Genomic DNA, 25149 nt, shown 5'->3' on the forward strand with positions numbered 1-25149 from the left:
AGCGTGCACGGGGCATTTCGGCCCCGCGTACTTACGTGAAAACCGAAATAACAACCAAAGGAATGGAAAAATATGTGGTAGTAACCGGCGGTACCAAAGGAATCGGCCGGGCCGTGGTCATGCGGTTTCTGCAGGCCGGCTTGCCGGTAGTTACGTGCGCCCGCTCCGCTGCGGATCTGCAGGCGCTGCAAACCGATGTGCGGCAGCAACTTCCGCAGGCCGTGCTGCACACGCTGCCAGCCGACCTGAGCGAGGCCGCCGAGTGTCACCGGTTCACCGATTTCGTGCTGGGCCTGGGTGGGGCGGTGGAGGTGCTGGTGAACAACACCGGCGCGTTTCTGCCCGGCCGCCTGCAGGATGAGCCCGCCGACGGCTCGCAGCTGCGCCAGATGCTGGCCGTGAACCTGCTCAGCGCCTATGACGTGACCCTGCCGCTGCTGCCGGGCCTGATTGCGCGCCGTCAGGGTCATATTTTCAACATCTGCTCCACGGCCAGCATTGCGGCCTACGCCAACGGCGGCTCCTATGGCATTGCCAAGCACGCGCTATACGGTTTCACCCGTAACCTGCGCGAGGAGCTGAAAGACCAGCAGATTCGGGTGACGGCCGTGCTGCCCGGCGCCACCCTCACGGCCAGTTGGGAAGGCGTGGACCTGCCGGCGGAGCGTTTCATCCGGTCGGAAGACGTGGCAGAAGCCATTTTCGGAGCCTACAGCCTCTCGCCGCAGGCCGTAATTGAGGAATTGCTGATCCGCCCGCAGCTGGGCGACTTGTAAGTGGGGGCTTAGGGGCTTGGGGGTCTTGGATGACGTTTTGGAGTTATAGCTCCCGGAACATCATCCAAGCCCCTAAGCCCCTACCTACCTAATTCAGCTTTACCACCTTGCCTTTGCCCGTCACGCGGACGTCGGCGGTGGTGGGGTTGCCGGAGTAGTAGACCGTGCCGGGTCCGGCCAGCGTGCCCAGCACTTCCTCCGAGCCGTTGACGTAGACGTCGTTGCCAGCGTAGATGGTCAGGTTGAGGTAGCAGGCGCGGGCCCGCATATCGGTGGCATAGAAGCGGCCCAGCCCGCCGCCGGAGAGCAGTAGCTGGTCGGTGGTGCCGCGCAGGCGGAAGTCACCTATTTCGTACTGGTCGAGCCAGAGGTACTGGCTCTGCAGGTCGAGGTCGTAGTCGCCGGGGCCTTTCAGGTGATAGTAGGCCGTGTCGGCGCGGAAGCGGCCCTGGGTGCGCACGGTACCCTGGCCGGTGTGGTCCATGTTGATGAGGCGGGGCAGGTGCAGCACCACGTCGTGGGCCACATCGTAGCTGCGGGCCCAGTTGCAGCGGCTTTCGTTGCTGATGAACAGGCGCGTACCCTGCACTTCCAGCTTAAGGTCGGGCTGCAGGTGGGAGCCGGTGCGGACTTCGGCGTAGGTGGCCGTGTCCTGCACCAGCGTCACGTTCACGTTGTCGGCCACGGTGAGGTCGTGGAAGGCGGGCAACTCGCGGCGCTCGGTGGTTTCCGGGCCGGCGCTTTTCAGGCAGTCGTCGCTGCCGCACGACGCTAACAGCCCCATACTCAGCCCCAAGGCCAGCGCGGCACGTAAAACCCCGCAGGGGGCACTAACTTGCACTCCAAACGTACGCCCAACCATCATTCTACAGCTATGGAACTCAACGGCAAGGTAGCCATTATCACAGGCGTCAGCAAAGGAATCGGGCGTGCTACCGTCGAGGCGCTGCTGGCCAAAGGGGCCGAGGTGGCCGGCTGGGGCCGTACCGCCCCCGACGATTTCAAACACCCGCGCTTCCACTTCATCAAGTGCGACATCCGTAAGGAAGCCGACGTGCAGAAGGCCTACGCCGCCACCACCAAGCTGCTCGGCGACAAGGTGCACATACTGGTCAACAACGCCGGTATCGGCAACTTCGGCCCGATTGACGGCTTCGAGGCCGCCGACTGGCACGCCATGTTCGACACCAACGTGCACGGCCTGTTTTACTGCACGAAAGCGGTACTGCCGCAGATGAAAAAGCAGAAGGAAGGCCACATCATTAACGTGGCGTCGTTGGCGGGCACGGCCGGCACGGCCAACCTGGCCGGCTACTGCGCCACCAAGTACGCCGTGCGCGGCTTCTCCGACGCCCTGTTCAAGGAAGTGCGGCCCCAGGGCGTGCGCGTAACGTGCATCATGCCCGGCTCGGTGGAAACCAACTTTGGCGGGATGGAGCCGGGCGCCGAGCCCAACCCGCACAAGATGCAGCCCGAGGACATTGCCGCCACCATCGTGCACACGCTGGAAGCTCCACAGGCCACTATGATTTCGGAAATTCAGATGCGGCCCACGATGCCGAAATAGTCTGCTGCATGAGACGTTATCATGCTGAGCGGAGTCGAAGCGTCTCTACCGCTTTGCCTGCATGGCATTGCAACGAAGCGGTGGAGATGCTTCAACTCCGCTCAGCATGACGTTCTGGTTTGACAGGCCACACATTCTATGGTAGAAATTCAACATCTGACCAAACTCTTCGGCACCCAGGCCGCCGTGAACGATATATCCTTCACGGTGGGCAAAGGCGAGATTCTGGGGTTCCTGGGGCCGAACGGTGCGGGCAAGTCCACGACCATGAAGATGGCCACCGGCTACCTGCCGCCCTCGGCCGGCACCATCATCATCGAAGGGTACGACGTGCAGACGGCACCGCTGGAAGTGCGCCGCCGCGTGGGCTACCTGCCCGAGCACAACCCGCTCTACCTCGACATGTACGTGCACGAGTACCTGGAATTCATCGGGTCGGTGCACGGCTTGGGCGGTAGCGCGCTGCGCCAGCGCGTGCGCCAGCTGGTGGACCGGGTAGGGCTGGGGCGCGAGCAAAACAAGCTGATCGGGGCGCTGTCGAAAGGCTACCGCCAGCGTGTGGGCCTCGCGCAGGCTCTCATCCACGACCCCGGCGTGCTTATTCTCGACGAGCCCACCACCGGCCTCGACCCCAACCAGATCAGCGAAATCCGCAATCTAATCCGGGAGTTGGGCCAGGACAAAACCGTCATTTTCAGCACCCACATCCTGCCCGAGGTAGCCGCGCTGTGCAGCCGGGCCATCATCATCAACCGCGGTCAGCTCGTGGCCGACTCGCCGGTGGCGGAGCTGGGCGGCAAGGCCCTGCGCGAAACCATAATCCGCGCCGAGTTTGAGCAGGCCATTGACCCCGCGCCGCTGTTGGCGCTGCCCGGCATCCGGAGCGTGGACGTAGAAACCGGCCACACCTACCGCATTCGGGCTGCCGCCGGCTCCGACCAGCGCGGCGCTATTTCGCGCCTTGCCGCTGCCCAGGGCTGGGTGCTGCTGGGCCTGCGTCAGGAAGAACAGAATCTGGAGCAGGTGTTCCAGGAACTGACCAAGTGACGCTTGAACGTCATGCTGAGCTTGCCGATGCATCTCGCGTGCTGACTCAGGATTAGTAACTCAACGTCAGCACGCGAGATGCTTCGGCAAGCTCAGCATGACGTTCTTACAACCAATCATCACATCATTACCCGCCTAGATGCTCGCCATCCTTCGCAAAGAATTCAACAGCTTCCTCAATTCGCCTGTCGCCTACGTGGTGATAGGGGTGTTTCTGGTGGCTACGGGCCTGTTCGTGTGGGTCTTTCCGGATAGCTCGGTGCTGGACTCCGGCTTTGCGGACTTGCAGACGCTGTTCAACATCGCGCCCTGGGTTTTCCTGTTCCTGATTCCGGCCCTCACCATGCGCACTTTCGCCGAGGAAAAGAAGGCCGGTACCATGGAGCTGCTGCTCACCCGCCCGCTCACCGACGGCCAGATAATAGGAGGGAAGTACCTGGCCTGCCTGCTGCTGGCCTTGCTGGCGCTGCTGCCCACGCTGCTCTACTACTACTCGGTGTATCAGCTGGGCTCGCCCGCCGGCAACATTGACTCGGCTGCTACCGTGGGCTCCTACCTGGGGCTTGTGCTGCTGGCGGCGGTTTTTGCGGCCATCGGGGTGTTTGCCTCGGCCATCACCCGCGACCAGATCATTGCCTTTCTGGTGGCCGTAGTGGGCTGCTTTCTGGTGTACTCGGGCTTCGATTCGGTGGCTTCGGTATTCGACGGGGCGCCGGCTTATTACATCGGCCAGCTCGGCATTGCCGCTCACTACCGCGACATCAGCAAAGGCCTGCTCGACTCCCGCGACCTAGTGTACTTTCTGAGTTTGGTAGCCGCCTTGCTGCTCGGCACGCGCCTGGTACTGCAAAGCCGCAACTGGTAGCAGGCCGTTTGCCTCACCCCCTAACCCCCTCTCCTGCAGAGAGGGGGAACTAGCTCTAGAAAAACATGGTGCTAACAAGCTAAAAACTAGTCCCCCCTCTCTGCAGGAGAGGGGGCTAGGGGGTGAGGCCCCCGACAGAACATGCCCGAAACACAATCCACCGCGCCCACCCAAACCCGCAAACGCCGCGACCTGACCCGCTTTCTGCTGGTCATCGGCCTGCTGCTGCTGTTCAATTTCCTGGGCCAGCAGTTCTTTTTCCGGCTCGATCTGACGGAGGAGAAGCGCTATACCATGGCGGAGGCCACCAAGGAGCTGCTGCAGAAGCTGCCGCAGCCCGTCACGGTCACGGTGTATCTCGACGGCGACTTTCCGCCGTCCTTCCGGCGCCTGCAGCAGGCCGTGCGCGAAACCCTCAACGAAATGCAGGTCTATGGCGGCCAGAACCTGCGCTACGTGTTCATCGACCCCTCGGCGGCCGGCACCGAGCAGGCCCGCAACGCCTACTACGCCACGCTGCTCAAGAAGGGCCTGCGCCCCACCAACCTCGGGGCCAACGAAAACGGCAAGCGGGTCGAGAAAATCATCTTCCCCTGGGCTACCGTATCGGCCGGGGGCAAAGAGCAGCAGGTACTGCTGCTGCGCGGCAACCAGGCCGCTCCCGCTGATGTGCGCCTCAACCAAAGCATTGAAGGGCTGGAGTACGAAATGGCCAGCGCCATCCGTAAGCTGGTGCCGGGCCAGCGCAAGCGCATTGGGGTAGTGGAAGGCCACGGCGAGTTGAGCAACGCCGAAGCCGGCGACCTGATTGGCTCGTTAAGCCAGTTCTACGACGTGTTCCGCGTGAACCTCGCCCAGACCCGCCCCCAGGACCTGCGCACGCTCAGCGCTCTGGTGGTGGCCAAGCCCGCCGGCACTTTCTCTGAGCCCGAGAAGTTCAAGCTGGATCAGTTTATCACCCACGGCGGCAACGCGCTGTTTTTCGTGGATGCCATGCGCGTGAACCTGGATAGCGCCAGCCGTGGCGGCATGCTCTCGTTCCCCATCCAGACCAACCTCGACGACCTGCTGTTCAAATACGGCGTGCGCGTCAACCCCGACCTGCTGCTTGACCTAAACTCCGGCGTCATCCCGCTCGTGACCGGCATGATGGGCAACAAGCCCAAGGTGGAGCCCATGCCCTGGCAGTTCTACCCGCTCATCAACAACTTCAGCCAGCACCCCATCACCCGCAACCTCGACGCGGTGTACACCAAGTTCGTGAGCAGCATCGACACGGTGAAGGCCGCCGGCATCCGTAAAACGCCGCTGCTGTTCACCTCGCGCTACACCCGCGTGCTGCCCTCGCCAGTGCCCGTCAACCTCAACGACGCCCGCATGGAGCCCGACCGCAAGCTCTATACCTCGCAGTTCAAGCCCGTCGGCTATCTGCTCGAAGGCCAGTTCCGTTCGCTCTACGCCAACCGCGCCGAGCCCGGCACGGCCCGCTTCCAGCCCGCCACCAGCCCCCAGGACCGCCCCGCCAAAGTGCTGGTGCTCTCCGACGGCGACTTCGTGCGCAACGACGTGGACCCCAAAACCGGCCGCCCCCTGCGCCTGGGCTTCGACCGCCTCGCCGCCACCGAGTTTGCCAACCGCGAGCTGGTGCTCAACGCTGTCGACTACATGCTTGACGAAAGCAACCTGATATCGGTGCGCGGCAAGCAAATCACGCTCCGGCCCCTCGACAAGCTGCGCGTGGCCGAGGAGCGCCGCCAGTGGCAGCTGCTGAATCTGGTGGCCCCGCTGGTGCTGCTGGGTGTGTTTGGCGCCGTGCGGGCCTGGCGCCGGAAGCGGCGGTATGCGCGGTTTTAGGCAGCAATTCCCATAAGCACTACTGAATAAGCTGTATGCTGGGTGAGCTGCTAAGTGATATTCTGGGCGAGTCACTGATGAATGCCATCAATGACGGATTTCTGGGTGCAATCGGCTTTTTATATCTCTATGGCCGCTACTGGAAGCCGCAGGTGGTAAAGCAGGTGCTAGCCCAGCAATACGCTGGCCGCTATGCTACTGCCGGCTCTGCGGTGGCGAATTCGCTGATGCAGATTTTAGGCGTGTTGCTGTTAGTGGCGTTCTGGATTGGTATACTGATAGTTGTCTTGCGCCACGGCTGGAGCTAAAGGCTCCCCGCTCAGTTTATGCCTTCAAAATCTGGCGTGGGGTAGCCCATGCAGGTCTTGCTAGCTCAGACGCAGTTTCAACGGTTTTTGAGCCGCACTGTGCCATACAAAGCCACTTGCGTAATGCTAGAAAACCCCGCCCCGGTTTCCTATCTTTGTCACCCTTCCAAAAACACTCCCGAACCCCATCCTTTATGAAGTTCATCGTCTCGTCTTCCGCCCTGCTCAAGCAGCTTCAGAGCATCAACGGCGTGGTCACGAACAACCCTGTGGTGCCGATTCTGGAGAACTTCCTCTTTGAAATCGAAGACGGTAAGCTGACGATTACGGCCTCCGACCTGGAAACGAGCATGATGACCGAGCTGCCCGTGGAAGCCCGCGAAAGTGGTCGTATTGCCGCGCCCGCCCGCATCCTGCTCGATACCCTCAAAAACCTACCCGATCAGCCCGTGACCTTCACGCTGGACGAGGAAACCTACAGCATCGAAATTGCCAGCTCCAACGGCCGCTACAAGCTGGCCGGCGAAAACGCCACCGACTTCCCCCGCGTGCCCGTGGTAAAAGGCTCCACGCCGGTGGAAATTCCGTCGTCGTCGCTAAGCCGCGCCATCAACAAGACCATCTTCGCGGTTAGCACCGACGAGCTGCGCCCGGCCATGACCGGCATTCTGGTGCAGCTGGCTGATAACCAGGTAACCTTTGTGGCCACCGACGGCCACCGCCTGCTGCGCTACCGCCGCTCCGACGTGGGCGCCGGCCAGACCGCCAACCTCATCATTCCGCGCAAAGCCTTCAACCTGTTGAAAGGCGCGCTGCCCTCCGAGGCCACGCCGGTTCGCGTGGAGTTCAACAACTCCAACGCCTTCTTCAGCTTCAACCAGATGCGCCTCGTGTGCCGCCTGATTGATGAGCGCTACCCCGACTACGAAAACGTAATTCCGGTTAGCAACCCCAACAAGCTCATCATCAGCCGCCAGGAGCTGCTGAACTCGGTGAAGCGCATCAGCATCTACTCCAACAAAACCACCCACCAGGTGCGCCTGCGTTTGGCCGGCTCTGAGCTGACGGTTTCGGCCGAGGACCTCGACTTCTCGAACGAAGCCAACGAGAAGCTGGCCTGCCAGTACGACGGCGAGGACATGGAAATCGGCTTCAACGCCAAGTTCCTGCAGGAAATGCTCAGCAACATCGACTCTGAGGAAATCACGCTGGAGCTGAGCACGCCCAACCGCGCCGGCCTGCTCATGCCCACCCTCGCCGACGACAACGAAAGCATCCTGATGCTGGTGATGCCGGTGATGCTGAACAACTACGTTTAACTCTTTTGCAATACTTTAGCACGTCATGCAGAGCGGAGCGAAGCATCTCGCCAGTATAGTAATTCAATAAATGAGTTTACTACACTGGCGATATGCTTCGCTCCGCTCTGCATGACGTGCTTTTCACCTTTTGAACCCATGAAGAAATCCGAAATCCGCTTCAGCATTGCCCTCGACGACCAGAAAGTGCCGGAGGCCATCAGCTGGTCGGCCACTGACGCGGGCCCCGATATTCAGTTTGCCAAAGCCATCAACATTGCCATCTGGGACCGGGACCAGGACGGCACGATGAAAATCGACCTTTGGACCAAGGACATGCCCATCGACGCCATGAAATACTTTGTGGTCGACAACATCGGGGCCATGGCCGAAACCATCATGACGGCCACCAACGACGTGGTGATGGCCACCAAGATGCGCGACCTGTGCCGCGCCCTCACCGACCACATCGACCTGGAAACCAAGAAACAGAGTTAGGTCTTTGCGGCCCACAGAAAAGCCCCGCTCAGCAGCTGCTGAGCGGGGCTTTTTGTATGGAAGCGTTTACTAGCGGGTTGTGCTGGCCGGCTTACGGGCCGGCGCGATTACTGCGCCGCTGGAGGCCGGGGAAGGGTTCTGCACCGAATTCACGAAGTCGGAGTTGACGTTGCCGGAGCGGGAGGCGTAATCCTTATCGTAGCGGTAGTAAGCCGAGCGGGAACCAAAGTAGTTGCTGTACTGGTCGTTGGACAGGACGGCCTGCAGCTCCCGGTCCCGCTCTTTGCACACGGCCCCGCACTGCTCGTCGATGAGCTTGGGGTTGCCGGCGTTGCGCTGCTCAATGGCGGCCATCTTGGCAATCTTGTCTTCGTTGATGGCGCGCAGACGGGTGGCCTGGTAGCCGTTGAGGCGCAGCTCGCGGGCCATCTGGTCGGAGAGGCGGGCGGCGCGCACCTGCACCGGCGTCAGGCGCGGCGACGACTGGGTTTTATCTTTAGGAGCCAGGGCCGGCTTTTGCTGGGCCTGCGAGCCGAGCGTGGCGGCCAGCAGCAGGGCAGCAGTAGCAAGTTGGTTTCTCATGGTAGACATCGTTGATCGTTCGAAAATCGGGAAAACCAGCGTAGCCAGAAGGAGAACAGGCAGCTAGTTGCTTTTTACCTAACGAAAAACTGTGCCAGGGAGTTTATGCCGAACGCAAAAAGGCGTTTTGCCCAGGCTATATTCAGCCCCGGCAAAACGCCTTGCAGGCAGGGCTTTACTGCCCTAGAACTTGTTCTTCCACATCATCGACTCCACGGGCTTCACCGTGCGCTCGTTGTATTTGGCGTTGGGCTTGCGGTTGTAGAACGTTTCCACATCGCCCTGCACGCTGAAGTAGATCAGCTGGCCCACTGGCATCAGGTAATAAACGCGCACCGGCATCGATACACTGATTTCCAGGGTCCAGGTGTTGCAGAAGCCGATGTCGCCTTTGCCGGCGGTGGCATGAATATCGATGCCGAGGCGGCCGACGCTGCTCTTACCTTCCAGAAACGGGACGTGGGCGTGGCTTTCGGTATATTCCTCCGTGACGCCCAGATAGAGCACGCCGGGCTGCAGCACGAAGCCTTCCTCCGGGATTTCAAATACGTCGATTTCGTTGTGCTTGCGGGCATCCAGGACTTTGTCGCGGTAGGTGGCCAGGTAGCGGCCCAGGTGCACGTCGTAGGAATTGGTGCCGAGGCAGCTCCGGTCGTAGGGTTCGATGACGATGTTGCCGCTTTCGATTTCAGCGAGAATCTGCTGGTCGGTGAGGATCATGGAGTATGAATAAACGTCATTCCGAATGGAGTGAGGAATCTTGCCAGCGTGGTATTCAATAGTACCCTGGGGAGATTTCTCATTCCGTTCGAAATGACAGGTGTTTCAAAAATTAAGCGCTTTCCTCGTCGTCGTAACGGTCTTTGGGCAAAGCGTTGGAGCGGGAGCGGGGCTTGGCCGGCTGCTGGTCCAGCTCTTCGGCCAGGCCGTCGAGGCGGGCGCGCAGGTCGGGCAGCACGCTGGTCACGAGCAGCAGCAGCAGCAGCGTGGAAGTGGCCGCCAGCAGCAGGGTGAGGTAGTCGAGCCAGTCGTGGCGCACGGGCACGTCGAGGGCGCGGGGGCCGGTGCTGACCGAAGTGGTAGTGGTGGTAAGCGGCGCTTCGGGCTGCGGCGACGGATCCTCCGTGGCGGCTGAAGTAGTGGCGGGGGCATCCACGTCGGCAGGCGGCACAGCCGCGCCGTCGGCCGACAGCTCCTCGGGCACGGGGTCCTCGGAGGCGTTGAAGCGGGCGGCGCCCTGCGAAATCACGCGCTGCAGCGCCCGGATCAGCGCAACCCGCTCGTCGCGGGGCAGTACCCGGATGAAAAACTCGAAGTTCTTGTCGACCAGGATGCTGCCCAGCTGCTTTTCGAACTCGGCCAGATCGGTGCGGCCTTTGCCAAAGCGGCCCTTGTAGCGCTCCGACACGCCGTTGTAGTTCTGAAACAGCGTTTGCAGGTCGGTGCGGCCGTTGAAATCAGTGAAGTCGCGGCGGGCCTTGGCCGTGCGCATGGCCGCCGGAAACTTGCGCCGCGTGAACGACTTGTCGTACACGGTTTCCATGGTGCGGAAGTTGAGCTCGTCTACGGTGCGGTCGAAAAGCTGCTTGTTGGCGGCGGCCGGGGTGCCGTTCTGGGCACGCAGGGAGGCAGGCACGGCTAGCCACAGCAACAGGAAAAGCGGCAGCAACGGGCGAAATCGGGACATGGCAACGCGAATGGTTGCCGCAAAGGTAACACGTTGCCCATAGGCTTGCGCGGGTTTTTATCGGCTGCTCCCGGAAGGCAAAAAGCCTCCCGACGCGTGGTCAGGAGGCTTTCGGGGCAAAGAAAAATGCCGGGCCGGAAGCGGGGCCGCCATATCAGCGGCCGCTGATGCTACAGGCTGTGCGCTTCGCGCATGGCTTCGCGGCAGGCCGTGAGGTAGTGGTCCACCAGCTCGTCGGTAATGGCGGTGCTCACGAACAGGGCCTCGTATTGGGCCGGGGCCAGGTAGATGCCGCGGTGCAGCATGCCCTGGAAGTAGCGGCCGAAAGCCTCGGTGTCGGAGGTTTTGGCGTCTTCGAGGTTGACAACGGGCTTATCAGTGAAGAACACGCTGAACATCGAGCCCACCTGGTTCACGGTGTAGTTGAGGCCCAGCTCGGCGCATATCTGGCGGGTGCCGTCGGCGAGGCGGGTGGTGATGCGGTTCAGCTCGTCATAAAGCTCGGGGTGCTGCTGCAGATAGGTGAGCTGGGCAATGCCGGCGGCGGTGGCAATGGGGTTGCCGGAAAGCGTGCCGGCCTGGTAGACCTTGCCGGCCGGCGCTACCTGATCCATAATGTCCTGGCGGCCACCGTAGGCGCCCACGGGCATGCCGCCGCCGATAATTTTGCCCAGCGTCGTCATGTCGGGCGTGATGCCGTAGAGCTCCTGCGCGCCGCCGCGGGCCAGGCGGAAGCCGGTCATTACCTCATCAAAAATGAGCACGATGCCGTGCTGCGTGCACAACTCGCGCAGCCCCTGCAGGTAGCCTTCGGCAGGCACCACGAGGCCCATATTGCCCACCACGGGCTCCAGAATCAAAGCCGCTATCTGTCCGTCGTTGGCGGCAATGGCCTGCTCCACGGCGGCAAGGTCGTTGTAGGGTACCGTGAGGGTGTCCTGGGCGACGCCGGGCGTCACGCCGGGCGAGTCGGGGGTGCCCAGGGTGAGGGCGCCCGAGCCGGCTGCAATCAGGAACGAGTCGCCGTGGCCGTGGTAGCAGCCTTCGAACTTGAGAATCTTGGTGCGGCCCGTGTAGCCGCGGGCCACCCGAATGGCCGACATCGTGGCCTCAGTGCCGGAGTTTACCAGCCGTACTTTCTCGATGCTGGGCACCATCTGCTTGATGAGCTCGGCCATTTCCACCTCGCGGCGGGTAGGGGCCCCAAACGAAAGTGAGTTGCCGATGGCCCCTTGCACAGCGTCCAGCACAATCTGCGGCGCGTGGCCCAGAATCATCGGCCCCCAGGAGTTGATGAAGTCCAGGTAGCGGTTGCCGTCGACATCGGTAAGCCAAGCGCCCTGCGCCGACTGCATGAAGACGGGATGCCCGCCCACGGCCCGGAAGGCCCGCACCGGCGAGTTGACGCCGCCGGGAATGTGGTTTTTGGCGCGCGTAAACAGCGCATCGGAAGTGGAAAGGTTGAGAGCGGGGGTGAGGGTCTGCTGTGACATGAGGAGTATGTAGCACCAAGCTCCAGCTTGGTGAGTCGTTGCTGTGGTCAAACGATACCTTAATGTAATGCGCCAGCCGGCTCGTTCGACGATGCACCGAGCTGGAGCTTGGTGTTACAACCTACCGGATACCCACGGGGTTTAGCACTTCCACTTCCAGGCGCTCCAGCTTGGTGATGGGTACGTACTGGTTGTCGTGGGTGCCGCCGGGGTAGCCGATGCCCTGGAACACCGCGCCCGAAACCGGGCCGCTGGCCGCCAGGTTCTGCTGGAAGGCCGGGCCATACTGGTGCAGCTGCGAGCCGAAGTAGTAGAGCAGCTCGAAGCCAGTGAAGGCAAACACCGACGGCGGCAGCTTCTGGCGCTGCAGGTACAACTGCCGGAAGCGGCGCACGCCGGGGTTGGTGCGGTCCAGAAACTTGGAATGCACGAAGTACACGTCGCGGGCGTCCAGCTGGTAGAGGCCCACGCGGCTGTTGTCGAGCCAGGAGGCGTAGGTGATAAGCGGCACGCGGGCTTCTTGCGCTTTCATTATCCCAAACGTGTACGGGCCCGCCTTTTTGGCGTCGGAAGCCACCACCAGGTGCCCTACGGATTTCAGATCCAGCCCGGCAAATCCGGTGCTGAGCGACTCGTCCACGTCGGAGTTGATGCGGCGCAGCTGCAGCACGCGGCCCCCCAGCGCCTCGTAAGCCTGCTTGTAGGCCAGGCCGAAGGCGGTTTCGTCCTTGGTGTCTTCGTGGAGCACCACGGCCGTGCGCGGGCCCCCGAGGCGGGTGAAGGCAAACTGAGCCGCCTGCCGGGCTTGGGTGGCGGTGCTGGGCTCGTAGAGGTAGTGCCACGGGTTGTCCAGCACCAAATCGGCATCCTGCGACAAGGGGTTGACGCACAGAATCTGGCGCTGCTGGGCGTAGCGGGCCAGAATCCGGGCGCCCGACTTGTACACCGGCCCGATGAGCATGTCCATGCCGGCCAGTTCGGGCAGGGCCAGCACCTGCTTGAGCTGCAGCGTATCGGCGCCGGTATCGTAGGCAAACAGCTGCACCGGCCGGCCTTCACGCTGCAGCGAGTCCTGGGCCAGGCGCAGGCCGGCGTAGAGGTCCGTCACGAACTGGTTTTTGCGGCGGGTTTCCCAGCTCGGGTCGTTGAACTCGAAGGGCAGCAGCACGCCAATGTTGTAGGTGCTTTTGCGCTGGGCCTGGGGGCGGGGCGTATAGCGGGTGCGGTCCAGGGCAAACTGCGTAATGAGCTGGTCGAGCTGCGGCTTGTCGGCATCGGTGTACCAGCCGCCGTTGGCTAGCTTGCCTGCGTAGGCGCGGCCCAGCGCGGCTTCCTGCGGATAGGTTTGCAGCAGTTTCTGGAAGGCTGGCTTGTCTTTGATGCGCGGCAGGTACACAGCCTTCATGTTCTCGCGCTCTGTGGTAAGGCGGTCAGGCGGCAGCTGGGCCAGCACGCGCAGGGCATTGTCGAAGTCGCCCTGCTCAAACGACACCTGGCCCTGCAAAAAGAAGGCTTCCGGTAGATTAGGCCACTGCGGATACTCACTGCGCAGCAGATTCAGCATTTGCTCAGCTTCGGGCCACTTAGTCGCTTTGGCGGCAGCCACGGCGTAGAGATAAGCCGCTTCCGGAGCCCGGCCGAACTTGTTGCCGGGGGCCGTGAGGGGCTCCAGCTCCTGCAGGGCCAGGTCGTAGCGGGCCTGGCCGATGAGGGTTTTGCCGTTTTTGTAGCGCGTGTTGAAGTCCGTGGAGCCCAGGTTGGCGGGCAGGGGCGGGCCCTGCGGCCGGGGTGGGGCCGGCGTAACGGGTTTGGCAGCCGGGGCCATTACTTTAGCTGCGGGCGTGGCGGCTTTGGCGGGCGTAGTGGTGGCAGCAGCCGGCTTGGTGGCCGGAGTGGGCGTTTTGCCGGCAGCAGTAACACCTGCCTTGGCTGGCGCTTTGGCAGGCGGCGTAGCAGGCCGGGCAGACGGGGTGGTGGCAGGACGAGCCGGCTGCTGGGCCAGCGCCGGGCCCACCAGGGCCAGGCCGGTGCTCAGGCAAGCCAACCGAAGAGCAAAAAGATACCGCATGGCAGAGAAGCCAGAAGTGAGAGGCGGGAGAGAGGAACAACAGGCAGGCCGAAACCCACGCCGCAAAGGTACGCAGGAACGCCGGGGAAGATGTGGCGTGGCCGCCACGGCCCGTTGGCCGGGGCTGGCCGGGAGGCCCGGGGCCGCCTCACTCGAAACTCCGGTCGGCTGCCAGTTGTTGCTACCGGACCACTTCTTCTTTAATGCAAAGTTAAGCTCCATTTAATGCCCGTTTAAGGCGCTTCCCTTTTACCTGCTGTACCTTTGCGCCGCGCATGCATCAGCTGTCAGCCTCCGTCAAAGACGCTTACTTGCCGGGCTGTGCACGTCCTGCTCTCCACTCACACACTTATCTTCCCGACCTCCTGCCATGGCAGATTCCTCCGCTTCTGCTCTCAGTCCCGGCCAGCGCCTGTGGCGCCTGCTGGTTTCCGAGCAGCGCGACATCACCTACTTATATGTGTACGCGGCCTTGGCCGGGTTCATCAATCTTTCACTGCCGCTGGGCGTGCAGTCCGTCATCGGCTTTGTAAGCAGCGGCGACGTCAGCACCTCGCTGGTGGTACTCATCAGCTTCATTGTGCTGGGTACGCTGCTGGTCGGCGGCCTGCAGGTAATGCAGGTGTATCTGGTTGAATTCATTCAGCAGCGCCTGTTTGCCCGCATCAGCATGGACTTTGCCGTGCGCCTGCCGCGGGTGCGCACCGAGAGCCTCGACGGCGAGTATCTGCCCGAGCTGATGAACCGCCTGCTTGATGCGCCCACGCTGCAAAAGGGCCTGGCCACCATTCTGATAGAGTTTTCGGCCGCCGCCCTGCAGATTCTGTTCGGCGTGATTCTGCTCTCGTTCTACCATCCCATCTTCATTGCCTTCGGGGTGCTGCTGGTGCTGCTGCTGGTGCTGATGCTGCGCGCTACCGGCCCCAAGGGCTTGAGCACCAGCCTGCAGGAATCGAAGTACAAGTACAAGGTGGTGGCCTGGCTGGAAGACGTGGCCCGCACCGTGCAAACCTTCCGGCACCCACCCCGGCAGGAGCTGGCCCTGGAGCGCACCGACAAGCTGGTGGAAGGCTACCTGCACGCCCGGCAGAGCCACTTCAAAGTTCTGCTCACGCAATACTGGGGTTTTGTGGTGTTCAAAACCCTGATTACGGCCGGCCTGCTCATCATCGGCTGCTGGCTGCTGATTGACCGCCAGATCAACATCGGGCAGTTTGTGGCCGCCGAAATCGTTATCATCCTTACCATTTCGGCCGTGGAAAAGGTGCTGCTGAAGCTGGATGTGGTGTACGACGCGCTGACCTCGCTCGATAAGATCGGGCACGTGCTGGATCTGCCGGTGGTGAACGAGCGCGCGGGCACCAACCTGCCGCTGCCGGCCGTGCGCAACGGCCTGCAGGCTGAGCTGCACCACCTCGGCTACCAGTATCCGTACGGCCAGAAAGCCACGCTCCACGACATCACCCTCACCATTGAGCCCGGCAAGCACCTGGCGCTGGCCGGCTCCGATGGCTCCGGCAAAACCACGCTCCTGCGCATCATGGCCGGTTTGCTGACCGAATACACCGGCGTTATTGCCTACGACAGCCTGGCGCTGCAGGACCTCTCGCCGGAGTCGCTGGGGCAGCACGTCGGCGACAACATCTCGCATCAGCACCTGTTTGAGGGCAGCGTACTCGACAACCTTACGCTGGGGCAGACCGGCATCGGGCCCGAAGATGTGGCCTGGGTGCTGGATCTGGTAGGCCTGCGTGACAACGTGTACGCCCGGCCAATGGGCCTGAATACAGTGCTGGGCGCGGGCACTGCCCTGGCCGACAGCACTCGCCAGAAGCTGCTGCTGGCCCGCGCTCTGGTGCGCCGCCCGCGCCTGCTGCTGCTCGACGGCTTCCTGCCCGGCGTGGAGCCGGCCGAGCGCCTGCGGATTCTGCACCTTGTGCTGGCGCCTAAGCACAACTGGACCATCGTGCTGGCTTCCAACGACCTGCGCGTCACGGCACTTCTTCCGCGCCTGGCAGTGTTGCACGAGGGGCGCCTAGTAGCCAACGGGACGTTTGAAAGCGTTTCGCAGCAGCCCGAAATACAGGCGCTGCTGGCCTGAGTGACAATGGTGTAATGGCTGCGTTGTTACCTAGCTGACCGTCCCGACATCGTCTGTGCACGGTCATCTCTTCAGCCAGCTGGCAATTCAACAATTAAGCAATTCAATAGATGGCTTTTGCCGAAAATCCGCTTGCCGAAACCAACCCCCTGACCGGGCGCTTCCGCTCGTTTGCGCACGTGCAGACGCCCTCGGCGGGCCGCACGCTGGCCCGCTGGGCCGCCGGCCTGGGGTTGCTGGTGCTGCTGGCCGGCTTCCTGCCCTGGACCCAGAATATTCGTTCCACTGGCTCGCTTACCACCCTGCGCCCCCAGGACCGGCCCCAGACTGTACCCAGCACCATTGCCGGCCGCATTGAGCGCTGGCGGGTGCGCGAAGGCCAGCGCGTGCGCAAAGGCGACACGCTGGTAGACATTGCCGAAGTCAAGGAAAAATACTTCGATCCGCAGCTGGTGCAGCGCACCGGCGAGCAGCTCAACGCGAAAATTGGCTCGCTCGGGGAAAACCGCCAGAAAGACCTGGCTCTGCAAAGCCAGCAGGTGGCCCTGCGCCAGTCGTTGCGCGTGAGCCTCGACAAGGCCCGCAATAAGGTAGAGCAGAGCCGCCTGAAGGTGAACTCCGACCAAGCCGACCTGCGCGCTGCCCAGAACGATTTCACGATTGCCGAGCGCCAGCAGGAGCGTCAGGAAGCGCTGTATAAGCAGGGGCTGAAGTCGCTGACCGAGCTGGAACAGCGCCGCCTGAAGTTCCAGGAAAGCACCGCCAAGCTGCAATCAGCCCAAAATAAGCTGGACGCCAGCCTCCAGGAGCTCACCAATTCGCAGCTGGAGCTGGCCTCGCTGAACGCTGAATACCAGGACAAACTGGCCAAGTCGGAATCCGACCGGCGCTCCGTGACGGCCTACCAGTTCGACACCGAAGGCCAGATTGCCAAGATGCGCAACGAGCTGGCCAACCTGAGCATCCGCTCCGGCTACTACCAGATTACGGCCCCCCAGGACGGCTACGTGGTGCGGGCGCTCAAGGAAGGCCTGGGCGAAATCGTGAAGGAAGGCGAGCCAATTTTGACGGTGATGCCGATTGCTCCCATGCTGGCGGCCGAGCTCTACGTGAAGCCCATGGATATTCCGCTGCTGAGCGTGGGCCGCAAGGTGCGGCTGCAGTTTGATGGCTGGCCGGCGCTGGTGTTCAGCGGCTGGCCGGGCACCAGCTTCGGCACGTTCGGCGGCGTAGTGGCCGTCATCGACAACATCGACTCGCAGGGCCAGTACCGCGTGCTCGTGACGCCCGACCCGGAGCAGGAAGCGTGGCCGCCGCCGCTGCGCGTGGGCTCCGGCGTGTATGGCTGGGCTTTGCTCGACGACGTGCCGATCTGGTATGAGCTGTGGCGGCAGGTGAACGGCTTCCCGCCTAATTTCGTGGGCAAGCCCGCCAAAGCCAAGGCCACGTACGGCAAACCCGACAAGGGAGGCAAAGCCGAGGCGTCCGCTGAAGAAGAGGAAGCCAAATGAGCCAGCACCTGCATATGAATCTTGCCCAATGGCGCCGGCAGGGGCGGTGGGCCCGCTGGGCAGCCCTGCCCGCGCTGCTGCTGGCCTTGCTGAGTGCGCCCGCGGCCGTGGGCCAGGTCCGGCCCACCCAGCCGGAGGTGATTAGCGCGCCCGCCCTGGTGGCCCGCCCGCTGCTGCTGCCCGATTCTGGCCGCGTCTTTGGCCTGAACGACCTGCTGACTTACGTAGCGCTGCGCCACCCGGTGGCCCGGCAGGCCGGCCTGCTGCCTGAGCGCGCCCTGCAAGAAGTGCGCTACGCCCGCGGCCTTTTCGACCCTACCGCCACCAGCAAATATTACGGCAAAACCTTCAAGGGCCTGGAGTATTTTCACGACTGGGAAACCCAGCTACGGGTGCCGGTATGGTACGGGCTCGACGTGAAAGCCGGCTTCGACCGGGGCGTAGGCCCGTACATCAGCGGTGAAAACTACACTTCCCCGGCCGGCCTAAGCTACGTGGGCCTCTCGGTGCCGCTGGCGCAGGGCCTGCTGATTGATGAGCGGCGGGCCGCCGTGCGCCAGGCGCAGGCGCTGCAGGGTCTGGCGGAGGCTGAGCGCCGCTCGGCCCTCAACAAGCTGCTGCTGCAGGCCGCCAAGGACTATTGGGACTGGACCCTGAACTTCCGCCGCCGCGAGCTGCTGCGCCAGAACGCCGAGCTGGCCGACGTGCGCTTCCGGGCGGTGCGCGAGCGGGTACGTCTCGGCGACCTGGCCGCCATCGACTCGGTGGAGGCCCTCACGGAGCTGCAGAACCGCTTGGCGCTGCTCTCGCAGGCGCAGGTGCAATGGCAAAATGCCACCCTGCAGCTCAGCAACTACCTATGGGACGAGCAGCAGCAGCCCCGTGAGCTGCCCGCCGGGGTGCGCCCCCAGGTGCTGCCCGGCCCCACCGACTGGCGCCAGCTGCCGCCCGACTCGTTGGCGGCTCTCACGGCGCTGGCCCAGCAAATCCATCCGGAGCTGCTGAAAAGCCGCGCCAAGCTGGCCCAGCTGGGCATCGAGCGGCGCCTGCTTAGCAACAAGCTGCTGCCCAAGCTCAACGTCGATTACAACCTGCTGCAGGCCGGCCAGCCGTTCAACCCCGAAAAGACCGCCAGCCTGAGCAGCACCTACCTGACCAACAACTACAAGCTGGGCGTGAGCTTCGCCTATCCGCTGCTGTTGCGCCAAGAGCGGGCCAAGCTGCAGCTCAACCGGCTCAAGCTGCGCGAAACCGAGCTGGATCTGCAGCAGGACAGCCGCGAAATCCAGACCGGAGTGCGGGCGGTAGCCAACGAATGGGAAGCCCTGCGCGAGCAGCTGCGCCTGCAGGAACAGGTGGTGCAAAACGCCGGCCGCCTGCGCGACGGCGAGCAGATCCGCTTCGAAAACGGCGAAAGCTCGGTGTTCCTCATCAACGCCCGCGAAGCCAGCCTGGTGAGTGCCCGCGTGAAGCTGGCCGAGCTGCAAGCCAAATATGCCCAGACCCAGGCCACGCTGCGCTGGGCCGCCGGCGGAGTGGAGGAGTAAGCTCTGAGGCTATGGCGCGGGCTTCAGTCCGCAGCCCGTTTTTAGCGCGTAACATCTGTACCGTGTACCGTGCACAGTGTGTTCAGGCTACGGACTAAAGTCCGTGCCACAGCCACGGCCACTTGCCGGAACAGAGCGGCGGCTGTGCGTGTTAAGGCCCTAGCACCAACTTTCACCGTCATGGGTCTGCTTCCGGAAATCAAGCGCCGCCCGCGCCTGCACAACGACACCTCCCGCGAATCCGCTAAATGGGGCTGGTATATCATGGTCATCTTCGTGGTGGCGTGGTTCGTCTATTCGTTATGGTTCGATAAGTAAGCCAGGCAATACCGGGCGCGGCTGGTCGTTTCCAAGCCCGGAATTTCCGTACTTGTAGCTATGCCGATGCCCATAACTATTGCTATGCCGCAGCTGCGGCAGCGCCTGAGCCTGCTGCTGGTGCTGGGCGCGTCGCTCACGCTGAGCGTGGTGCTCATTACGTTTCGCGTCTTCCTGACGCACCAGATAACCTTCGTGTTCCTGCTTTGGAACCTGTTTCTGGCCCTGATTCCGTTTGGGCTGAGCACCATGCTGGGGCTGTCGGCGGGGCGGCTGCAGGCGCGGGTACTACTGCCGGTGGGCGCCGTGTGGCTGCTGTTTTTCCCCAACGCGCCCTACATCCTCACCGACCTGTTTCACTTGGAGCCCCGCGCCGGCGTGCCGTACTGGTTCGACCTGGCCCTGCTGCTGAGCGCCGCCTGGAACGGCCTGATGCTGGCCTACGCCTCGCTCACCGACATGCAGGCGCTGGTAGCGCGCCGGCTGGGCTGGGGCGCCGGCTGGGCGTTTGCTACCGTGGCGCTGCTGCTGAGCAGCTTCGGGGTGTACCTGGGCCGTTACCTGCGGTTCAATTCCTGGGACATCATCACCAACCCGCTCACCCTCTTCTACGACATCGTGCACCGGATTCTGCACCCGCTGGCCTATTCCGGTACCTGGGGCGTTACGCTGCTCTACGGCGTGTTTCTGCTGCTCGGCTACGCCACCGTGCGGCTGCTGGGCCCGGTCGAGGAGCTAACTAAGCAGGAGTAAAGCAGGCCATTGGCAATGACTTTTGTTGGCGTAGTTCCTCCAGCACCGCTATGGCCTCCGCTGCTTCCATTTGCAGGCCAAAACGCACCGTGCGCATGCCGTAGCTGAACTGTAAGGCCCCGCCGGTCAGGCGGGGCGGCTGGAAATTCAGGCCCGTTCGTACTTCGTTGTAGTCATCGTCAGCGGTGGCGCTCAGATGCTGGATATTGGCAACTGCGTAATGCTTTTCCCGGCCGAAACGTCCGATACACTGCCGGATACTAAGTTGGGCCCCGGCTATCGTTACCAACTCTTCGCCCCAGAAAGTCCAGGCCAGCATACACGCCATCCAGCTCCATCCAGCTGCCCAGCCAATCAGCCAGATCCATTCAAATGCTGCTGGCTGTTGGTCCTGGAGTAGTGTGCCGGTGCTTTTGCTCAGCATGGCTAGTCCGCCCAAAGACCAGAAGGTGAACCAGAATAGCCCAAATCCTTTAAAGCGAGGCAACTGTACGGCCCTGATGCGCAGCAGCGTGCCGTACTGCTGTGCCACTATTGTGCAGCGGCTAGTTTGAAACACAGGGCCGGTATAGAAAATCGTTTATCTCGCCCAGCAAGTAGTTGGCTTCGGCTTGATCCAGGGCCCGCCCAAATGAGTACAACTTTCCGTTGGCAGTCAGTTGAATGGCGCCCGGTCCGAAACCGTACTGTATAGCTATCTGCTGTACGTTTTGCGGGCGGCCAGTAAGAATCGAAACTTCCGGCAATGGCTCTACCCATAACCTGCTTATCTCCGAAACCGACAGTTTCGTGGTTGATAATGGCCAGCCCAGCAGTCGGTTCTGCATGGTTATGGTTTGGTCATCCGCCAACAGACTCTCGCTACCCAGCAGGCTCCAGGTGAAAACTAGCACCAACAAGACCAGCATGGCGGCTGCTATTATCCAGAAAATGCCTAACAGACCCGAACGATTATCCGTCAGGCGGTGCCACGGATTATCGGTAGAGTGGATAATTAAGCCGAAGCATAGCGGTAGCAGTAGCAGCCATAAGCGTCGGTTGGCCAGCGTAACACAATAATTGGTGGCTGATTTGGTAACAACCGCGCGGCCTGCCGCCGGCTTTTCAATAGAAGGCATACTAAAAAGGATAGGCGAATAGAAATTGAAGCAGCGAAGTAAGATGATTTGCGCAGATGTTGCGTAAGCGCTGCACAAAAAAGCTCAGCTCAGCCCGCTACCTTGCCATCCATGCTGCACCTCACGCCCGATCCCGCCGATACCGCCACCATGACCTGGGAGCAGCTGCTTAGCCGCCGCCGCTACCCCGAGCAGCCCCAGCTCCACGTCGTGACCGACGCGCCGCCCGTGCGCGGCGCCTTCGTGGCCGACTACGACCGGGTGGTATTTAGCTCGGCGTTTCGGCGGCTGCAGCGCAAAACCCAGGTGATGCCGCTGCCCGAAACCGACTTCGTGCACACCCGCCTCACCCACAGCCTCGAAACTGCCTGCGTGGGCCGCTCCCTGGGCCGCCTCGGGGGCCGGCTGCTGCTCGAAGAAACCGAAGGCCTCGCCGAAAGCCTGCCTCATCTCGATTCCGACTTCGGCGACATTGTGGCCGCGGCCTGCCTGGCCCACGACATCGGCAACCCGCCCTTCGGCCATTCCGGCGAGGACGCCATTTCGGCCTACTTCCGCAGTCCTGCCGCCGAGCCGTTCGTGCGCATGCTCAACCCCGCCCAGCGTGCCGATTTGCAGCAGTTTGAAGGCAACGCCGCCGGCTTTCGAGTCCTGACGCACACGTACGCGGCGCACAGCAGCGGCTCGGCCGGCCTGGGCCTCACGTATGCCACGCTGGGCGCTTTCACGAAGTATCCGCGGCCCTCGGTGGTGGAGGATGCCAGCCGCACGCACGGCGCCAGCGAAAAGAAATACGGCTACTTTCAGACCGAAACGTCACGCTTCCAGGATGTGGCCCGCGAGCTGGGGCTGCTGCCCAAATCGGCGGCTTCCGACCCGGCCGGCTTCTACCACCGTCATCCGCTAGCTTTCCTCGTGGAAGCCGCCGACGACCTGTGCTACCGCATCATCGACTTCGAGGATGGCCTGAAGCTGGGCCTGATTCCCTGCGAAACCGGTCTGGCGCTGCTGCGCGCCATGCTCGGCGACGCGCCCGACCGCCGTGGCTCGGTGGAGTGGCGCGACTGGCGCGAGGAGCTGGGCTACCTGCGCGCCCGCCTCATCAACCGGCTTGTGCAGCAAACGGCCCGCCTCTTCGCCGACCGCGCCCCCGACCTGCTCCGCGGCCACGCCGACGAGCCGCTGGTGCAGCAGCTGGATTGCTGGGAGCAGCTGCAGGAAATCCACCGCCTCACCGTCGAGCACCTCTACCAGAGCCGGCCGGTGCTGGAGATTGAGGCCGCCGGCTTCGAGGTGCTGGCCGGCCTCCTCGATGCCTTTCTGCACGCCACCTTCGACCCCCAGGCCAGCCCTCGCTCCCGAAAATTATTGCAGCTGCTGCCCGAGCAGTTCCGGGCGTCGGGCCCGCAGGAAGGTGCCTCGGCCTACGAGCAGATTGTGCTGCTCACCGACCATATCGGGGGACTCACCGATCAAAATGCCCTCAGCCTGTTTCGCACCATTCGCGGTATCGATTTGCCGAAGGGATTTTAACGGGAGAACGGCCGGCAGCGGCATCGTCGGCCAAGCCAGGATAAGCGGCAAGCCGACTATTTACAGGTAGAATATAGTAGCTTTGCAAGGTCCCGCGCCTCTATATCTATCCACCTGTTTGCTTTGAAGTTCTGGCTCTTTCTGTTTCTGCTGCTGTCTTCCAGTCTGGCATTGGGAGCTGAGTCGCCGATGCTCAGGCAGGCGTTGAACCAGCTGCGGGCGCACCCGGAACTGGACACCGCCCGCGTGAACCGGCTGAACGAGCTGGCCTTCGTGCTGCGCTTCACTGCCCCGCGCGACTCGCGGGTGCGCTTCGAGGAGGCGCTGGAGCTGGCGCAGCTGCTGGGGTACCGATCCGGCGAGGCCAAGGCGCAGCTGGGGCTGGGCTTCTACTACCGCAAGCGCAACGAATATGGCCTGGCCCAGGCGTACACGGAGCAGGCCCGCCAGATTTTTGCCCGTCTGCACGACCGGCGCAATCAGCTGGCTTGCACCTACAACTTGGCGTATATCTACTCCGGCCAGGGCAACTACCTGCAGGCACTGACCTATGCCCAGCAGGCCCTTACGCTGGCCGAAACCCTGCGCGACCCGCACTGGCTGGTGCTGATGAACGCGCAGATGGGCATCATCACCACGGAAGTGGGCGAATATGCCCAGTCTCGCCAACACCTGGAAAAATGCCTGCAGATAGCGCGGCAGCACCACAATCAGCCCGGCGTGTCGCAGGGGTTGCGGGGCCTCGGCGACCTGTACCGGATGCAGCAGCAGTGGGCCACCGCCCGCCGTTACTACGAGCAGGATGCCGCCCTCACGCGCCAGCTGGGCGACGAGCCCGGCTTTCTGGTGGAGGAGCTCAACGTGGCTGACATGGCCGAGCACCAGGGACGCTTCCCCGAGGCCTTTGCCTACACCTACCGCGTGCTGCGCACCATCCGAAAGCTGGATGTGGTTGGCTACCTGCCCTGGGCCCAGCTGGTGCTGGCCCGCACCCATCTGCACACCAGCCGCCCGGATAGCGCGCTCTACTACGGCCAGGCCAGCCTCAACGCCAGCCTGAAAAGTGGCGTGAAGGAGAGCATTCGAGACGCCAGCCAGGTGCTGACCCAGGCCAGCGTGCAGCAGGGCCGCTTTGCCGATGCCTACCGCTACCAGCGCCTCTACAGCGTGTACCAGGACAGCCTCAGCAGCCGCGACCTGATCCGGCGGCTGGCGGCCCAGCAGTACGCCGCCCAGCTCGCTCGCCAGCAGGCCCGCATCAGCCAGCTGACCCGCAACGCGCAGCTCATCCGGCAGCAGAACCGGCAGCAGCAGTGGCTGCTGGGGGTGTCGCTGACGGGATTTGTGCTGGTAGCTGGGCTGAGCGTGGTGCTCTGGCGGAGCAACCAGCTGAAAAAACGCGCCTATGCCCGCCTGGAGCAGCAGCAGCAGGAGTTGCTGGCCACCCAGCAGCAGCTGGTGGCCGCCGAAAAGTGGGCGTTTGTGGGCGAGCTGTCGGCGGGCATTGCGCATGAGCTGCAGAACCCGCTCAGCTTCATGAAAAAGTTCGCGGAAGTGAGCGTCGAACTCCTCGACCACGACAGCACCCGCGCCCCGGAGGCCGCCGCCGTGCCGGGCCTGCAGCAGGAGATTCTAAGCGGCCTCAAGCAGAACCTGCAGGAAATCAGTCAGCACGGGCAGCGGGCTTCGTCCATCATCACCGACATGCTGGCGCACGCCCGCACCGGCACCAGCCAGCAGGAGCCCACCGCCCTGAATGCCATGGTAGACAATGCCCTGCAGCTGGCCTACGCGGGCCTGCAGGTGCAGAACCCGGACTTTCGGGCTACGCTGCACACCCAGCTGGATGCGGCAGTAGGGGAGGTGCCGTTGGTGCCCACGGAGATTGAGCGGGTGCTGCTAAACCTGTTTACCAATGCGTTCCACGCGCTGGCCGAGCGGGCCCGCCAGCAGCCCGCCGACTACGAGCCCACCTTGCACGTGAGTACCAGCCGGGAAGCCGGGCAGGTCTGCATCCGGGTGCGCGACAACGGCACCGGCATGGAGCCGCATGTGCAGCAGCAGGTTTTCCAGCCGTTCTTCACCACCAAGCCGCTGGGACAAGGTACCGGCCTGGGTTTGTCGCTGGCCCACGACATCGTCACGAAAGCCCACAACGGCACGCTCACGGTAGCTACGCAGCCTGGCAAGTACACCGAGTTTATGGTGTGCCTGCCCGCTTAGGC

General features: G+C 62.8%; 23 protein-coding genes. 15 read left to right on the forward strand and 8 right to left on the reverse strand.

All coding sequences use genetic code 11. From position 1 onward, the window contains the following. Positions 1-62: 62 nt before the first annotated feature. Positions 63-776, forward strand: a complete 714-nt coding sequence (locus O3303_RS03315; RefSeq protein ID WP_269560647.1) for an SDR family oxidoreductase — start codon at positions 63-65, stop codon at positions 774-776. 88 nt (positions 777-864) lie between these two features. Here O3303_RS03315 and O3303_RS03320 read toward each other — a convergent pair whose 3' ends face one another. Further along, positions 865-1560, reverse strand: coding sequence for a GIN domain-containing protein (locus O3303_RS03320; protein WP_269560648.1), 696 nt, complete (start codon positions 1558-1560; stop codon positions 865-867). A gap of 90 nt (positions 1561-1650) precedes the next feature. Here O3303_RS03320 and O3303_RS03325 point away from each other — a divergent pair, with 90 nt between their 5' ends. From O3303_RS03325 to gldC, 7 genes are all read left to right on the forward strand, one after another. Further along, positions 1651-2343 (forward strand): SDR family oxidoreductase, encoded by a 693-nt coding sequence (locus O3303_RS03325; protein WP_269560649.1) that lies wholly within the window; start codon positions 1651-1653, stop codon positions 2341-2343. A 138-nt stretch (positions 2344-2481) separates the two neighbouring features. Beyond that, positions 2482-3390 carry a gliding motility-associated ABC transporter ATP-binding subunit GldA gene (gene gldA, locus O3303_RS03330; protein ID WP_269560650.1) on the forward strand — a complete coding sequence of 303 codons (909 nt, stop codon included), beginning with the start codon at positions 2482-2484 and terminating at the stop codon, positions 3388-3390. A gap of 139 nt (positions 3391-3529) precedes the next feature. After that, complete coding sequence (gene gldF, locus O3303_RS03335) at positions 3530-4255, forward strand: gliding motility-associated ABC transporter permease subunit GldF (protein WP_269560651.1); 726 nt, start codon at positions 3530-3532, stop codon at positions 4253-4255. Positions 4256-4396: 141 nt separating this feature from the next. Then, positions 4397-6109, forward strand: a complete 1713-nt coding sequence (gldG, locus tag O3303_RS03340) for a gliding motility-associated ABC transporter substrate-binding protein GldG (RefSeq protein ID WP_269560652.1) — start codon at positions 4397-4399, stop codon at positions 6107-6109. 35 nt (positions 6110-6144) lie between these two features. Then, positions 6145-6417 (forward strand): hypothetical protein, encoded by a 273-nt coding sequence (locus O3303_RS03345; RefSeq protein WP_269560653.1) that lies wholly within the window; start codon positions 6145-6147, stop codon positions 6415-6417. Positions 6418-6611: 194 nt separating this feature from the next. Continuing rightward, positions 6612-7736 carry a DNA polymerase III subunit beta gene (gene dnaN / locus O3303_RS03350; protein WP_044012853.1) on the forward strand — a complete coding sequence of 375 codons (1125 nt, stop codon included), beginning with the start codon at positions 6612-6614 and terminating at the stop codon, positions 7734-7736. A 138-nt stretch (positions 7737-7874) separates the two neighbouring features. Further along, positions 7875-8213 carry a gliding motility protein GldC gene (gene gldC / locus O3303_RS03355; protein WP_269560654.1) on the forward strand — a complete coding sequence of 113 codons (339 nt, stop codon included), beginning with the start codon at positions 7875-7877 and terminating at the stop codon, positions 8211-8213. Between the two features lie 69 nt (positions 8214-8282). On the opposite strand, the gene O3303_RS03360 is transcribed toward gldC, so the two are convergent. The 5 genes from O3303_RS03360 to O3303_RS03380 all read right to left on the reverse strand — a co-directional run bounded on the left by O3303_RS03360 (position 8283) and on the right by O3303_RS03380 (position 14043). Further along, positions 8283-8795: a DUF4890 domain-containing protein gene (locus O3303_RS03360; protein ID WP_269560655.1), complete on the reverse strand. Its 513-nt coding sequence runs from the start codon at positions 8793-8795 to the stop codon at positions 8283-8285. A gap of 183 nt (positions 8796-8978) precedes the next feature. Continuing rightward, positions 8979-9515 carry a dCTP deaminase gene (gene dcd / locus O3303_RS03365; RefSeq protein WP_269560656.1) on the reverse strand — a complete coding sequence of 179 codons (537 nt, stop codon included), beginning with the start codon at positions 9513-9515 and terminating at the stop codon, positions 8979-8981. A 112-nt stretch (positions 9516-9627) separates the two neighbouring features. Further along, positions 9628-10482: a hypothetical protein gene (locus O3303_RS03370; protein ID WP_269560657.1), complete on the reverse strand. Its 855-nt coding sequence runs from the start codon at positions 10480-10482 to the stop codon at positions 9628-9630. Between the two features lie 170 nt (positions 10483-10652). Next, positions 10653-11975, reverse strand: coding sequence for a glutamate-1-semialdehyde 2,1-aminomutase (gene hemL, locus O3303_RS03375; protein WP_269560658.1), 1323 nt, complete (start codon positions 11973-11975; stop codon positions 10653-10655). Between the two features lie 121 nt (positions 11976-12096). Beyond that, positions 12097-14043, reverse strand: a complete 1947-nt coding sequence (locus tag O3303_RS03380) for an ABC transporter substrate-binding protein (protein WP_269560659.1) — start codon at positions 14041-14043, stop codon at positions 12097-12099. A gap of 370 nt (positions 14044-14413) precedes the next feature. Between O3303_RS03380 and O3303_RS03385 the strand changes: the two genes are divergently transcribed. From O3303_RS03385 to O3303_RS03405, 5 genes are all read left to right on the forward strand, one after another. Beyond that, the gene (locus tag O3303_RS03385; RefSeq protein ID WP_269560660.1) at positions 14414-16144 is read left to right on the forward strand and encodes a peptidase domain-containing ABC transporter; all 1731 of its coding nucleotides are present in this window, start codon (positions 14414-14416) and stop codon (positions 16142-16144) included. Positions 16145-16254: 110 nt separating this feature from the next. Then, positions 16255-17655, forward strand: a complete 1401-nt coding sequence (locus tag O3303_RS03390) for an HlyD family secretion protein (protein WP_269560661.1) — start codon at positions 16255-16257, stop codon at positions 17653-17655. Between the two features lie 14 nt (positions 17656-17669). Beyond that, the gene (locus O3303_RS03395) at positions 17670-19202 is read left to right on the forward strand and encodes a TolC family protein (RefSeq protein ID WP_269560662.1); all 1533 of its coding nucleotides are present in this window, start codon (positions 17670-17672) and stop codon (positions 19200-19202) included. A gap of 180 nt (positions 19203-19382) precedes the next feature. After that, on the forward strand, positions 19383-19520 hold the full coding sequence (locus O3303_RS03400; protein ID WP_269560663.1) for a hypothetical protein: 138 nt from the start codon (positions 19383-19385) through the stop codon (positions 19518-19520). 66 nt (positions 19521-19586) lie between these two features. Beyond that, a complete protein-coding gene (locus O3303_RS03405) occupies positions 19587-20273 on the forward strand; it encodes a DUF1361 domain-containing protein (RefSeq protein WP_269560664.1) in 687 nt (228 codons plus the stop codon). Here O3303_RS03405 and O3303_RS03410 read toward each other — a convergent pair. Together O3303_RS03410 and O3303_RS03415 are read right to left on the reverse strand one after the other, a co-directional pair. After that, a complete protein-coding gene (locus O3303_RS03410; RefSeq protein WP_269560665.1) occupies positions 20260-20805 on the reverse strand; it encodes a hypothetical protein in 546 nt (181 codons plus the stop codon). The two genes, O3303_RS03405 and O3303_RS03410, sit on opposite strands and share 14 nt — an antisense overlap. 13 nt (positions 20806-20818) lie before the next feature. Next, positions 20819-21391, reverse strand: coding sequence for a hypothetical protein (locus tag O3303_RS03415; RefSeq protein ID WP_269560666.1), 573 nt, complete (start codon positions 21389-21391; stop codon positions 20819-20821). 111 nt (positions 21392-21502) lie between these two features. Between O3303_RS03415 and dgt the strand changes: the two genes are divergently transcribed. Together dgt and O3303_RS03425 are read left to right on the forward strand one after the other, a co-directional pair. Then, on the forward strand, positions 21503-22924 hold the full coding sequence (gene dgt / locus O3303_RS03420) for a dGTP triphosphohydrolase (RefSeq protein ID WP_269560667.1): 1422 nt from the start codon (positions 21503-21505) through the stop codon (positions 22922-22924). Positions 22925-23047: 123 nt separating this feature from the next. Beyond that, entirely contained in the window at positions 23048-25147 is a 2100-nt protein-coding gene (locus O3303_RS03425; RefSeq protein WP_269560668.1) for a tetratricopeptide repeat protein, read from the forward strand. Positions 25148-25149 lie beyond the last annotated feature (2 nt).

Source organism: Hymenobacter canadensis, from assembly GCF_027359925.1.
GTDB lineage: Bacteria > Bacteroidota > Bacteroidia > Cytophagales > Hymenobacteraceae > Hymenobacter > Hymenobacter canadensis.

Coding starts and splice junctions, on each gene's coding strand:
- gldC (WP_269560654.1), top strand. CDS start 7,875: ATGAAGAAATCCGAAATCCGCTTCAGCATTGCCCTCGACGACCAGAAA.
- O3303_RS03400 (WP_269560663.1), top strand. CDS start 19,383: ATGGGTCTGCTTCCGGAAATCAAGCGCCGCCCGCGCCTGCACAACGAC.
- dcd (WP_269560656.1), bottom strand. CDS start 9,515: ATGATCCTCACCGACCAGCAGATTCTCGCTGAAATCGAAAGCGGCAAC.
- O3303_RS03380 (WP_269560659.1), bottom strand. CDS start 14,043: ATGCGGTATCTTTTTGCTCTTCGGTTGGCTTGCCTGAGCACCGGCCTG.
- gldF (WP_269560651.1), top strand. CDS start 3,530: ATGCTCGCCATCCTTCGCAAAGAATTCAACAGCTTCCTCAATTCGCCT.
- dgt (WP_269560667.1), top strand. CDS start 21,503: ATGCTGCACCTCACGCCCGATCCCGCCGATACCGCCACCATGACCTGG.
- dnaN (WP_044012853.1), top strand. CDS start 6,612: ATGAAGTTCATCGTCTCGTCTTCCGCCCTGCTCAAGCAGCTTCAGAGC.
- gldA (WP_269560650.1), top strand. CDS start 2,482: ATGGTAGAAATTCAACATCTGACCAAACTCTTCGGCACCCAGGCCGCC.
- O3303_RS03360 (WP_269560655.1), bottom strand. CDS start 8,795: ATGAGAAACCAACTTGCTACTGCTGCCCTGCTGCTGGCCGCCACGCTC.
- O3303_RS03405 (WP_269560664.1), top strand. CDS start 19,587: ATGCCCATAACTATTGCTATGCCGCAGCTGCGGCAGCGCCTGAGCCTG.
- O3303_RS03395 (WP_269560662.1), top strand. CDS start 17,670: ATGAATCTTGCCCAATGGCGCCGGCAGGGGCGGTGGGCCCGCTGGGCA.
- O3303_RS03370 (WP_269560657.1), bottom strand. CDS start 10,482: ATGTCCCGATTTCGCCCGTTGCTGCCGCTTTTCCTGTTGCTGTGGCTA.
- O3303_RS03325 (WP_269560649.1), top strand. CDS start 1,651: ATGGAACTCAACGGCAAGGTAGCCATTATCACAGGCGTCAGCAAAGGA.
- gldG (WP_269560652.1), top strand. CDS start 4,397: ATGCCCGAAACACAATCCACCGCGCCCACCCAAACCCGCAAACGCCGC.
- O3303_RS03390 (WP_269560661.1), top strand. CDS start 16,255: ATGGCTTTTGCCGAAAATCCGCTTGCCGAAACCAACCCCCTGACCGGG.
- O3303_RS03315 (WP_269560647.1), top strand. CDS start 63: ATGGAAAAATATGTGGTAGTAACCGGCGGTACCAAAGGAATCGGCCGG.
- O3303_RS03320 (WP_269560648.1), bottom strand. CDS start 1,560: ATGGGGCTGTTAGCGTCGTGCGGCAGCGACGACTGCCTGAAAAGCGCC.
- O3303_RS03385 (WP_269560660.1), top strand. CDS start 14,414: ATGGCAGATTCCTCCGCTTCTGCTCTCAGTCCCGGCCAGCGCCTGTGG.
- O3303_RS03415 (WP_269560666.1), bottom strand. CDS start 21,391: ATGCCTTCTATTGAAAAGCCGGCGGCAGGCCGCGCGGTTGTTACCAAA.
- hemL (WP_269560658.1), bottom strand. CDS start 11,975: ATGTCACAGCAGACCCTCACCCCCGCTCTCAACCTTTCCACTTCCGAT.
- O3303_RS03345 (WP_269560653.1), top strand. CDS start 6,145: ATGCTGGGTGAGCTGCTAAGTGATATTCTGGGCGAGTCACTGATGAAT.